This window comes from Natrialbaceae archaeon AArc-T1-2 (assembly GCF_030273315.1).
GTDB lineage: Archaea > Halobacteriota > Halobacteria > Halobacteriales > Natrialbaceae > Tc-Br11-E2g1.
In genome coordinates, this window is sequence record NZ_CP127174.1 from 2,154,054 (window position 1) to 2,166,260 (window position 12,207).

The window sequence follows — 12,207 nt, forward strand, 5'->3', positions numbered from 1 at the left end:
CGCGACGTCACCGATCGGTCACGCGATCGAATAGCTCGCGCGGTTTCGTCTCGGGGACGACGTCGTCCGGCAGCACGTCCCAGTCGAGTTCGTCGTCTCCCGGCTGTGCGTCCGTCTCGAACCCGGCGCCGTCTTCCGGTGGCCCGTACTCCTCTCGCGGCGGCTTCTCGTGGGCGTAGATCGCCTCGTCGCCCGGATACGTCCAGACGTGCATCATACAGGGCGTTCGACACGGGAACAGGAGTTCACCCGACCTGTAGGCGTCCTCGTAGACCTGTCGGTAGTACCACCACGCGAACCGTCCGGGAAGCCCCACGTGATAGTGCCACGGCGAACACCGCTGCTCGTCGTCGTACACGGCGGGCGGTTCCTCGATCGGTTCGCCGTCTCGCGTGGCGACGAACATGACTCCGATCGGTCGCCACTGATTGACGTCGACCAGTATCGACTCGGGCCGGTCGGGATCCAGTACGGCGTCGTCGCCGATGTACTCCGGGGACAGCCAGTGGGCGTACTCCTCGCCGACGACGGTATCGAAGTACGGCTTGAACCCGGCGTCGATCAACGCTCCCACGGTCGGGTACTCCTGTTCTATCGTCTCTGCAACCGATGTCTGGAGCTCTTCTGTGGCGGGATGATCGCCGGTGCAACCCTCCATCTCCGTGCCCTCACAACGTCTCGTTTCGGGGTGAACGGTAGCGTCGGGACAGCGGAATCGATCCGCGCGTCGGTCGTCCTCGTCCGCCGTCGCCGTTCCGACGAACGGTAACGCCGCGGTGGTGCCGACTGCTCGTACGACGGTTCGTCGGGAAACGGTCCCGATATCCTCGCTCATGTCATGACCTGCCACACCGACAGGGGTTGTAAACCATGTTGGCGATCGCGATTGGTATCGTTCCCGACGTGTTCGACTCGTGCCAGCCGGGGCGTCGGTCGCGACCGACGATCACTACACCCGGTCATGATTCGTTCAACAGTCGGCTGCCGTGAGTGGCCTCGACACGGCTTCAGTCGGCCGTTCAGTCCACGCAACCGTTGACTGGACCATGACCGGGTGTAACGCTCTCGCCCGAGACGGCCGCGCTCGCGGCTCGCCGTTTCTCGAGTGGCGTATGCGACCGGTAGACATAGCAGGGGCGAGCTCGTCTAGTTCGTCGATGCGACGCGACGTCGACCCCGACGGAATGCCACCGGGGCCCGACGGCCTGCCGGTGCTCGGCACACACCCTTCGTTTCTCCGTGATCCGTACGGGTTCATGACCCGGATGGCTCGCGAGTACGGCGACGTCGTGGCCTGGGAGGACCCGGGCGGACCCGTCTACCAACTCAACCACCCGGAGTATATCGAACAGGTGCTCGTCGGGAACAACGAGAACTACCTCAAAGGCGAGAACTTCCAGACGATCCTGCGCCCGATGACGGGAAACGGCATTCTGAACAGCGAGGGGGCGATCTGGCGACGAAACCGTCACCTGATCCAGCCCGCGTTCGGCCCCGACCGGATCGAGGAGTACGCCTCGATGATGACCGACGTCACCACGGAGACGCTCGAGGACTGGACCGACGGCGAGACGCGGCCGTTTCACGAGGACATGATGACGGTGACGCTACGAATCGTCGCACGCGCCCTCTTCGGCGTCGAGATCGACGACCACGTCGACACGATCGGCTCGGCGCTCGAGGAATTCATGCGTGCGACCGAACGCCTCTCACACCTCGTCTTGCCGCCCGGAGTGCCGACTCTCTCACGAGTGCGAATTCGACGCGCTCGAACGCGGATCGACGACGTCGTCGACGGGCTGATCGCGTCCCGCTCGGATGGATCCGACGACGACGTCATCTCGACGCTGCTCGAGGCGACGACCGACGACGGTCGCGGGCTCACGCGCGAGGAGGTTCGCGACGAGGTGGTGACGCTGTTGCTCGCCGGACACGAGACGACCGCGCTGGCGCTTTCGTTTGCCGCCTACCTGCTGGCCCAGCATCCACACGTCGAGACCCGACTCGTCGCGGAGCTCGAGGACGTCCTCGACGGCGATCCCCCGACGATGGCCGACGTCCCAGAGCTGTCCTACACCGAGCGGGTCCTCAAAGAGACGATGCGGCTGTATCCGCCGGTTCCGGGCGTCGTCCGCGAGCCCGCAAAGCCCGACGTCGTCGGCGGCTACGAAATTCCGGCGGGTGCGACGATTCGGATGCACCAGTGGGTCGTCCACCGGGATTCGCGCTGGTACGACGACCCGCTTGCCTTCCAGCCGGAACGCTGGACCGACGAGCTGGAACGGGAGCTGCCGAAACTGGCGTACTTTCCGTTTTCGGCCGGGCCACGCCGGTGTATCGGCGACCGCTTTGCGATGCTCGAGGCGACGCTCGTGCTCGCGACGATCTACGACCAGTATCACCTCGAGCTCGTTCCCGGGACGGACCTCGACCTGCGGGCAGTAATAACGGCACGTCCGAAAGACGAGATCCGGATGACCGTCCACCGGCGAGACGGCTGGTAACGCAGCGTAGGCGACCTTACTCGAGGACGACTAAGGTGTCGCCCATGTCGACGCTGTCGCCTTCGGCGACGGCGATCTGTGAGACTTCGCCGCCACGGGAGGCGACGATGTCGTTTTCCATCTTCATCGCCTCGAGGACGACGAGCACGTCGCCGGCGGCGACCTCCTCGCCTTCGTCGACGTCGACCGAGAGGATGGTGCCTTGCATTTCGGCGTCGACGACTTCGCCGTCGCCGTCGATCTCGACGTCGTCGCCGTCGCTGGTACCGATGTGGTCGGGTCGGGAGGCGGTGGCGTCGCCGCCGTCGACGGCGGGCATCGGGGGTGCGTCGCGTTCTTCGAGTTCGACTTCGAAGCGTTTGCCGTTGACTTCGACGGTGAACTCGCGTTCGACGACCTCGTCGTCGGCTTCCTCGCTCGTGGTGTCCTCGCCCCACTGTTGTTGGGCCTCCTCGATGCGGCTGTGGTCCATCTCCTCGTCGAGATACTTCGTGGTGTGGGTACTGGCGACGAACTCTTCGTCGGTGAGCATCAGCCGGTGGAAGGGGATGATGGTTGGGATACCCTCGATGTCGTACTCACGGAGGGCTCGCAGCGAGCGGGAAATGCACTCGTCGCGATCCTCGCCCCAGACGACGAGTTTGGCGATCATCGAGTCGTAGTCGGTGACGAGGTCGTCGCCCTGGCGCAGGGCGTCGTCCATGCGGACGCCGACGCCACCCGGCGGATCGTACGTTTCGAGGGTGCCGCCGGTGGCGGGGGCGAAGTCGTTGGCGGCGTTTTCGGCGTTGATGCGGAACTCGATGGCGTGGCCGTCGAACTCGACGTCGTCCTGCTCGAAGTCGATCTCCTCGCCGGCGGCGATCTGGAGCTGGCGTTTGACGATGTCGATGCCAGTGATCTCCTCGGTGACGGTGTGTTCGACCTGGATACGGGTGTTGACCTCGAGGAAGTAGAAGTTAGCGTCGGGTCCGAGTGGGCCGTCACGGCCGGGTTCCTCCTCGACGAGGAACTCGACGGTGCCGGCGTTGGTGTAGTCGGCGGCGGCGACGCCGCGGCGAGCGGCCTCGCCGATCTTCTCGCGGAGTTCGTCGGTCAGCGCCGCCGAGGGACCCTCTTCGATGACCTTCTGGTGGCGGCGCTGGAGCGAACAGTCACGCTCGCCGAGGTGACGGACGTTGCCGTGTTCGTCGGCGACGATCTGAACCTCGATGTGGCGGGGCTGTTCGAGGTAGCGCTCTAAGTAGACCGAGTCGTTGTCGAAGTAGGCCTCGCCCTCGCGTTTGGCGCTCTCGAGTTGGTCTTCGACCTCACTTTCGTCCCAGACGACCTTCATGCCGCGACCGCCACCGCCACCTTCGGCCTTGATGGCGATCGGGTAGCCGTGTTTCTCGCCGAACTCACGGACTTGCTCGGGGTCGGTGACGGGGTCGGTGGTGCCGGGAACGATGGGGACGTCAGCCTCGTCCATGATCGTGCGAGCTTTCGTTTTCTCGCCGAGGGCTTCCATCGCGTCGCCGGCGGGACCGACCCAGGTGATCCCCTCTGTGTCTTCGACTTTGCGGGCGAACTCGGCATTTTCGGCGAGGAAGCCGTAGCCAGGGTGGATGGCGTCGGCGTCGGCCTTTTTGGCGGCCCCGATGACGGCCTCGTGATCGAGATACGAGTCGGCTGCCCGGGCGGGACCGACGTTGTAGGCTTCGTCGGCGTAGCGGACGTGGCCAGCGTCTTTGTCGGCCTCCGAGTAGACCGCGACGGTGCCGATATTCAGTTCTTCACACGCACGCATCACTCTGACAGCGATCTCCCCGCGATTCGCGACGAGAACCTTCCGGAACATTCCTGAGTGAAACGAGGTGGGGGCCCTACCTTACTTTTTCGCAACCAGCCGGGGTAAACCCCGCCGGTGGTGAACGTTTACGGACTGTCGGTCCGTCACCGTGACACGACGACACGAACGCCAGCTTTTTCGCGCTGGTCGTCGCCTGACCGTGTATGACAGCGACGTTCACCGTCGACACCGACGCCCGGCTGACGACCGTCGACGTGACCGACACGGTCGCCGACGCGGTTCCCGACGACCACGCCGACGGCGTCTGCACCGCGTTCGTCGAGCACACGACGGCCGGGCTCGTCGTCCAGGAAAACGAGTCCAGACTGCGTGCGGACCTCGAGTCATTTCTCTCGGGGCTGGTTCCGGACGAGGGCCACGCCCACGATCGGATCGACGACAACGCTGACTCGCACCTGCGAGCGACGTTACTCGGTCCCTCGGTTACGGTGCCGGTCGTCGACGGCGGCCTCGCGCTCGGAACGTGGCAATCGATCCTGCTCGTCGAGTGTGACGGGCCACGCACTCGTCGTGTACGCGTGACGGCCGTTTGATACGGAGATGTTTGGGCGATTGATTTTTAGGAAGGCCGCGAATAGTAAAACCGATGGGAGATGGCGATCCAGTTTGCGGAGACAGCTGACCCGCCGGGGTTTCAGGTCCACGACGCGATCGAACAGCGTCGCGTACACGTTCGAACGTCGGCCCGGGTTTCACTGTCACCCGCTGATACTGACGACTTTTGTTTCCCGGTTGATACAGCCTGCTCGATTACGACGGAGTCGCTCACCTTCGACCAGGGATACCACGTCAGTATCCACGACGAGAACGGGCGCTGGGAGCGAACCGTTGAATCCGGTGATAGCGCGTCGTTTGAGCGGGACGAACTCTTCGTGGATTTGGACGGTCCAATCAAGTTCTACTGTCGCGTTCCCGGGCCGTGTCAGATCGAGGCCGGCATTACCGCGAACCGACTGCAGTTCGAGCGACCGACGACGGTTACGATCGGTGCGCGTTCCCACCACGAACGACCCGCCTCGACGATCCGAACCCCGGACGATCCCGAGTCGATACTGGACGCAGTGTCGGCGCTGTCCTCGGCGTTGAAGGCAACTTCTCCGGAACGATCCTGGCCCTCGCTTAGAGGTCACCCGCCGCTGATCGAACGCGGTGAGACGCTCGAGATTCCGTCCGATACGTCGTCACCGGCAACGGACGTGACACTCGGCGTGCCGGCGGACTATCGCCACGTCTACACGGTTGCACCGCTGTCGTTTTATCTCGGAACGACGCTACGACCCGCGGCTGAGCCAGTACTCGAGACGCCCCGGTTCGAACGCCCGATCGGCGATGAGCGCCGGTTCGAAGACGACGTCGCACGGCTCCTGAAGCGATTTTTTGTGCTCGACTGCCTGGTTCGTGGGACAGGTATCTACCGGATCGACTTCTACGAACGGACGGGACTGGCAGACGCCGTCGAATTCGATATCGAATCGACCTACGACTGCCCGCACCCGGTCCGACTCGAGCGGTATCTCGACGTTCCCTGGGAGTCGATCGAGCCGTACGTCCCCCAGTGGCCACTAACTGCTCACCTTCCGATGGAACCGGAGAGCGTCGAACTGTTGCCGTTCATCGTCAACGAGCTGGGTATCGTCCGCGAACCTCGGGGACGAACGGTCGAGCGATCTGTTCGGGCGAACGAAGCTTCCCTGACCAGATCGACGCGTCTCGACCGCGACGTTCCTCGCCCGACGGATGAGGCCGACGACGTGTCGTTCGTCATCCCGGACGTCAACGACGAGGCACTCGAGCACGCGTGGTTCGGCGACGGCGTGCCACAGACGGCATCGAAGGCGACGAATGCGTCCTTCCGAAACCAACTCGAACGCGGCGAACGAAGCGAAACGATCGAAATTTTGCTCGTCTGTAACGATGTCCGCATGCTCGAGGAGCACGATCTGCTCGACGAGACATACGGCAGCCGGGACGCGCTCCCGTTCGATGTCGACTCCGAATTCGGTGCGAGTACCGACCGGCTGGGAACGTTGCTCGAGACCGACAGCTACGACTTCCTTCACTACGTCGGCCACGCCACGCCGGACGGACTCGAGTGTCCCGACGGAACGCTCGACGTTTGCACGCTCGAGTCGATCGACGTCGGCGTATTCTTTCTCAACGCCTGCCAGTCCTATGAGCAGGGACTCGAACTCGTTCGACAGGGCGCATTCGGCGGCGTTGCGACCGTCGCCGACGTCGACAACGAGTCCGCCGTCGAGAGCGGCGAAACGATCGCCCGGTTGTTGAACCTCGGGTTCCCATTGCGGGCTGCTCTCGAGATTGCACGGAACCACTCGACGCTGGGCGAGGAGTACCTCGTCGTCGGTGACGGGTCGGCCGACATCGCACAGTCTGCAGGCGGTGCCCCCCTCGTTATCAACCTCGAGCGGGCCAGCGAGGACACGTTCGACGTTTCGGTTCGGTCGTACCCGACGAAAGAGTACAGGCTCGGAACGGCCACCGCGTCGAACCTCGAATCGGTGAACGATCGTCATCTCACGCCGAATCGGACGCCAGCTTATCGGGTTTCAGAACAGGTACTCCGGGAGTACTTCACCTGGGCCGAGACACCGGTATTACGAGACGGCGAGTTACAGTGGACGACCGGTCTCAATCCAGAACTGCTCCAGTGAATCCTCGTTTTTCCGCTGGAATCGGCGAAAAGAGCCGTTCGAACCAATCAGTCGCTTTTTACGGACCAGTGAGACTGCTCGAGCTCGCTGCGGCCGAGCCTGCCTGACTCAGCAACAAAAGCAGCGTAAACAGCGCGCCGATCATTCGTGGGTGCTCTGCGAGGTAGTCGTGCATGCGGTCGTTGTCCGACATTGCATTCCAATAGTAATTTCCAACAGCAATAAAATTATCTAAATATTACATATGTGAATAAACATAATTGCAATACTGGCGCTACGATTCGATGGATCGGGAACCGGTCGGTCTATGAACGCGAAAAAATCACCGTTCCATAAAGGGATCGAGGCCGGGTACCCCGCCCCACCGTGGGCGGGGTGAACATTCACTGCGTGACGTGTGGATCTCAATCGACGTACTCGAGGTCGTCGGTGTACCGATCGAGAACGACTACGGCACCGGCGCCGGCGACGGCCGCGGCGAGTGCAACACTGGGATCGGCGGTCGTGGCGTCACCGAGGTTCGCGTACACCCGCTCGATCGGCAGACGCAACGCACCGACCATCAGACTCACGAGAAACGCAAGCGTCGCGACGCGGTACCGATCGAGTGCACGCCGGACGACGTGAGCCATCGTGAACAGCCCGATAACCGCTCCGACGCCAAAGACGGCGACGACGGTTCCGGTCTCGATCACGGGCGCGAACGACTCGCCGTTAGCGAGTGCGATTACGCCGTCTACGAACTCGCTCAACACGCCAGCGAGGTACTCGTACTGTCCGAGCACGAGCAGGAAAAACGCTCCCGACACGCCGGGAAGGACCATCGCACAGATCGCGATCGCACCCGCGAGAAAGATCACGATCGGACCGTGTGACGCCCCAGTCGCCGTCGCGCCGGTCACGAGCGCCGCGAGTGTGACCCCAAGCACCGAGACCACGAGTCGCCGGGGCGTCCAGGCGTCGATCTGCCCGTAGAGGACGACTGCCGAGGCGGCGATCAGACCGAAGAAAAAGCCGTACGTCGGAACCGGATACGTCTCCACCGCGACGGTGACGACGCGCGAGAGCACGACGATCGCTGACGCGACCCCGAGTCCGAGCGCGACCAGGAAGACGGCGTCCGTCCGCTCGAGAGCGTCGAGCAACGCCGAACGACCCTCCGCGTCGTACACCCGTGCGACCGCCCGGAACGTCCGTGGATCGATCGCCGTGAGCGCCCGGATCAGTCGGTCGTAGATACCAACGATGAGCGCGATCGTCCCGCCGGAGACGCCGGGGACGGCGTCGGCCGCCCCCATCGCGAACCCCTTACAGTAGACGACGAGAAGCTCTCGCATCGCGCGTGGGTATTCTGGACGACCGTAAAAGCGTTCGCACTGTCGCTAGGTAGTTCGGATTATGTATTCGACCGCAGCCGATCGGCCCGGACCGGCCCTGATCGATCGTCCGCTTCGGGATCGCATATAAGCAGATGGGCGACGTTTCCACGTGGCAGATGGTATTTCTAGGAACCGCGGCGGCGAGTAGCGTCGTACTGGCGGCGTTGCCGTTGCTCGTCGTCGCGATCTTGCTCGTCGGGCTGCTTTGGCCCGCCTCTCGTGCGATGCCGGTCGCGTGGCTGACCGCCGTCGTCGTCGCATACGTGGCCTGGGACGTTCCGCCAGCGTGGCTCACCGCCGCGTCACTCGTGGGCGTGATGACTGCCCTCGAGATCCTCTGGATCGTCTTCGGGGCGCTCGTCTTGCTCTACACGCTCGTCCACTCGGGGGCGGTCGCCCGGATCAACGCCGGCTTCGCCGCGATCAGTGAGGACCGACGCGTCCAGACCGTCCTGCTCGCGTTCTTTCTCGCGACGTTTCTCGAGGGCGTCGCCGGCTTCGGAACCCCCGCTGCGGTCGTCGCACCACTCCTGCTTGCTCTCGGCTTTCCCGCACTCGCGGCGGTTGTCGCTGCGCTCGTCGGTCACGCGGTCGCGACCACGTTCGGTGCCGTCGGCACGCCGATCATCGTCGGCCTCGAGCAGCCGCTTGCAAGCGTCGAGGGCTCGATCGGCGAGAGCGGCATGACCGTCGCGGAGTTTTCCGCATCGGTCGGCGGCTGGGCGGCGCTCGTCCACGCGCTCGTCGGCGTCGTCATGCCGCTGCTGACCGTCGCGATCGTCGTCGCGTTTTTCGGTGCGGACGACGACTGTCCGCTCGAGGCGATCCGCGAGGTCGCCGCACTCTGTCTGGTCGCCGGCGTCGCCTTCGTCGGTCCATCGCTCGTGACGGCGTGGCTGTTCGGCCCCGAACTCCCCTCGGTTGTCGGCGCGATCGTCGGCGGCGCGGTCGTCGTCGGCTCGCTTCGGGCGGGCTACCTCGAGCCCGATTCTACCTGGACGTTTCCGCCCCAGGAGAACTGGCCCGACCACTGGGTCGGCGACGTCGACCCGGGAAGCGACGACGCAGAGGCCGATGCTGCACTCGCCGACGAACCGTCGATGTCGCTGGTTCGTGCCTGGGCACCGTACCTGGTTCTCGTTGCACTCCTGTTGCTCACGCGGCTCGTCGTCCCCCTCGAGACTCTCTTGAGCGAGACGCCGGGGCTGGTGCTCGCGTGGGAGGGCGTGTTCGGGACGACTCTCGAGGGGGAGATCGCGTGGGCGTACGCCCCCGGCACCTGGTTGCTTTGTAGCGCGCTCGTGGCCATCCCGCTTCATCGCGCGTCCGGCGAGGCGGTCCGCGCGGCCTGGCGTGACGCCGCCGACCGGATCGCCGGGCCGGCAGTCGCGCTCGTGTTCGTGATTCCGATGGTCCAGATTATGCTCGAGTCCGGCGAACACCCCGGCGCACCGGCGGCGGGAAGTATGATCGTCGTCCTCGCGGAGGGGACGGCCGCGACGGTCGGTCCCGCCTATCCCGCGGTCGCGCCGGCCGTCGGCGCGCTCGGCTCGTTCGTCGCCGGCTCGATCACGGTCAGCAACATCACGTTCGGCGTCTTCCAGTTCGAGGTCGCCGAACGCCTCGGGCTGTCGACGCAACTCGTCGTCGGCGCACAGGCCGCCGGCGCGGCCATCGGAAACACGGTCGCGATCCACAACGTGATCGCGGCGCTTGCGACGGTCGGACTGGTCGGCAAGACCGGTCACGTGATCCGACTCACACTCCTCCCGCTCGTCTACTACCTGCTCGCCGCGGGCGCAGTGACGACGATTTTCGTGTACGTCCTCTTTCCGGGCGTCTTCTAGCCGGAGACGACGTCGTCGAACGGCGGTGGTGAGACGACGCCCGACGTTACGTCGTCGGTTTCTGACCGTCGATCGTCGCTGCCACGACGAACTCGCTCGGATCGTACGCGTCGGCCCACTCGCGGATGAACGCCTGGCTCTTCGCGTTCGGATCGATCGAAACGTCGACGAAGCCGACGTCTCGAAGCATCGTCTCGAGTTCCGGAATCGGCGACGCGCCGGCGATACAGCCGGTTATCGACTCCGGGTCCGTTCGCACGTCGGGCGGCAACGCGGCGGTCGACACCACGTCGGAGATCGTGAGTCTCCCACCCGGACGGAGGACGCGATAGGCCTCACGGAACACCTGCGGTTTGTCCGGAGAGAGGTTGACGACACAGTTCGACGTGATCACGTCGACCGACTCGTCGGCGACGGGGAGGTGTTCGATCTCGCCGAGTCGGAACTCGACGTTCGACGCGTCGTTCGTCTCGGCATTCTCGCGGGCCCGTTCGACCATCTCCGGCGTCATATCGACGCCGATAACCCGGCCGTCGTCACCGACTTCTCGTGCCGCAAGGAAGCAATCGAACCCGCCACCGGAACCGAGATCGAGAACGGTGTCGCCGTTTTCGATGGCCGCGATCGCGGTCGGGTTCCCACAGCCGAGGCCGAGATCCGCTCCCGGCTCGACCGCAGCGCGGTCGCCGTCGGAGTAGCCGACCAGCCGCGAACGGTCCGCACGCTCGAGTTCGGTATCACCACAGCAGGACGTCGGCTCCGTGTCGTCACAACAGGCCGCCGAACCTGTCGCGATCTCCGCATATCGAGTTCGTACTTCCCGACGTCGCTTCGTCGCGTCGTGTACGGTTCTGTCGTCGTCCGGTGATGTCGTGTTATCGCTCATACTGATGGGGGGTGGGTCACCGACTCCGCCGTCGACGCCTTCCGACAGACAACAATATCACAATACACTAATATAGATGTTGGGGTCGGTAGCGTGTCATAGAAACATTCACAGCCGATTTATTTCGGTTCAACCCGGGTGGAAAATGTTGAGATGGGAATGGTTACGGAAGGCAGTGCAAGATACAGAGCGCGTGTCGGTCACGCAACGTTCCCGATGTCAGTGTTTCTGGATTGAGCAGATAGCTTTAGCTGCAACGTGTGATCGTCTGAAAAACCGAGGGTATTGTTTGTCGCTGTAAGCGACGAGTGTGTCTCGGTATTACAGTCGGACGACGTTCGCGGCGCGAGGCCCCTTCGGTGAGGACTCGATGTCGAACTCGACCTCGGTCCCTTCCGTCAGGTCCTCCCCGCCGACATCCTCCATGTGGAAGAACACGTCTTCGTCGTCGTCGAGATCGCCGTCGTCAGTCGAAATGAAACCGTAGCCGCCAGTGTCGTTGAAGAAATCAACCTTTCCGTTTGCCATTGCAAACAAGCGTACGCACAGAACACGGATAACACTTCCGCGACTCGCGGTACCGCGGCTCCTGATTTGAAACGGACGGATGGGGGGCGCGTACAGCTCGGTCGGATTTCGACAGTGCGTTCGGTTCCGGAGACGCAGGTATTTACCGGACGGTCACGAGGTAAGACATGCATCGCTATGAAACCGTGCCAGAGCTGCCAGACGGACATTGACGAGTATCTCCTCGATAAACAACTCGAACCTCTGCGCGAACTCACGGCTGACGACTTCAACATCTGTGCGGACTGCACGACCATCGTCGCGGATGCATGCGTGAAGTGTGGCGGCGCAGTGTACGTCCCTCGAAGCGAATCCGTCACCCCTGACTACTGTCCGGCGTGTCGCTCCGATCTCATAGACTGCACTGGCCACGATCCTGGCTGGACGCGTGGCCACATGTCCACCTAAACGCGAGTCGCTCTCGAACAATATTTTCATCAAGATGGCTACGTGGAACGGGTCACGAAACCACATTGTGATCACCATCAATTACTAGCCCA

11 protein-coding genes are annotated in these 12,207 nt (G+C 63.6%); 5 read left to right on the plus strand and 6 right to left on the minus strand.

Annotated features, from left to right (window positions below; translation table 11 throughout):
* Positions 1-7 precede the first annotated feature (7 nt).
* Positions 8-835, minus strand: coding sequence for a hypothetical protein (locus QQ977_RS11055; RefSeq protein ID WP_285925810.1), 828 nt, complete (start codon positions 833-835; stop codon positions 8-10).
* A gap of 322 nt (positions 836-1,157) precedes the next feature.
* On the opposite strand from QQ977_RS11055, the gene QQ977_RS11060 reads away from it, so the two are divergent.
* Entirely contained in the window at positions 1,158-2,504 is a 1,347-nt protein-coding gene (locus QQ977_RS11060) for a cytochrome P450 (RefSeq protein ID WP_285925811.1), read from the plus strand.
* A 16-nt stretch (positions 2,505-2,520) separates the two neighbouring features.
* Here QQ977_RS11060 and QQ977_RS11065 read toward each other — a convergent pair whose 3' ends face one another.
* Entirely contained in the window at positions 2,521-4,344 is a 1,824-nt protein-coding gene (locus QQ977_RS11065) for an acetyl-CoA carboxylase biotin carboxylase subunit (RefSeq protein WP_285925812.1), read from the minus strand.
* Between the two features lie 155 nt (positions 4,345-4,499).
* On the opposite strand from QQ977_RS11065, the gene QQ977_RS11070 reads away from it, so the two are divergent.
* Both QQ977_RS11070 and QQ977_RS11075 read left to right on the plus strand, forming a co-directional pair.
* On the plus strand, positions 4,500-4,889 hold the full coding sequence (locus QQ977_RS11070) for a secondary thiamine-phosphate synthase enzyme YjbQ (RefSeq protein ID WP_285925813.1): 390 nt from the start codon (positions 4,500-4,502) through the stop codon (positions 4,887-4,889).
* A gap of 60 nt (positions 4,890-4,949) precedes the next feature.
* Positions 4,950-7,028: a hypothetical protein gene (locus tag QQ977_RS11075; protein WP_285925814.1), complete on the plus strand. Its 2,079-nt coding sequence runs from the start codon at positions 4,950-4,952 to the stop codon at positions 7,026-7,028.
* A gap of 58 nt (positions 7,029-7,086) precedes the next feature.
* On the opposite strand, the gene QQ977_RS11080 is transcribed toward QQ977_RS11075, so the two are convergent.
* Together QQ977_RS11080 and QQ977_RS11085 are read right to left on the minus strand one after the other, a co-directional pair.
* A complete protein-coding gene (locus QQ977_RS11080) occupies positions 7,087-7,221 on the minus strand; it encodes a DUF7503 family protein (protein WP_285925815.1) in 135 nt (44 codons plus the stop codon).
* A gap of 211 nt (positions 7,222-7,432) precedes the next feature.
* A complete protein-coding gene (locus QQ977_RS11085) occupies positions 7,433-8,365 on the minus strand; it encodes a DUF368 domain-containing protein (protein WP_285925816.1) in 933 nt (310 codons plus the stop codon).
* Positions 8,366-8,523: 158 nt separating this feature from the next.
* On the opposite strand from QQ977_RS11085, the gene QQ977_RS11090 reads away from it, so the two are divergent.
* Positions 8,524-10,254: an L-lactate permease gene (locus QQ977_RS11090; RefSeq protein ID WP_285925817.1), complete on the plus strand. Its 1,731-nt coding sequence runs from the start codon at positions 8,524-8,526 to the stop codon at positions 10,252-10,254.
* A 46-nt stretch (positions 10,255-10,300) separates the two neighbouring features.
* Here QQ977_RS11090 and QQ977_RS11095 read toward each other — a convergent pair whose 3' ends face one another.
* Positions 10,301-11,140, minus strand: coding sequence for an arsenite methyltransferase (locus tag QQ977_RS11095; protein ID WP_285925818.1), 840 nt, complete (start codon positions 11,138-11,140; stop codon positions 10,301-10,303).
* Between the two features lie 321 nt (positions 11,141-11,461).
* Complete coding sequence (locus QQ977_RS11100; RefSeq protein WP_011323528.1) at positions 11,462-11,668, minus strand: cold-shock protein; 207 nt, start codon at positions 11,666-11,668, stop codon at positions 11,462-11,464.
* A 177-nt stretch (positions 11,669-11,845) separates the two neighbouring features.
* On the opposite strand from QQ977_RS11100, the gene QQ977_RS11105 reads away from it, so the two are divergent.
* Entirely contained in the window at positions 11,846-12,115 is a 270-nt protein-coding gene (locus QQ977_RS11105) for a DUF7571 family protein (RefSeq protein WP_285925819.1), read from the plus strand.
* The last annotated feature ends 92 nt before the right edge of the window (positions 12,116-12,207 follow it).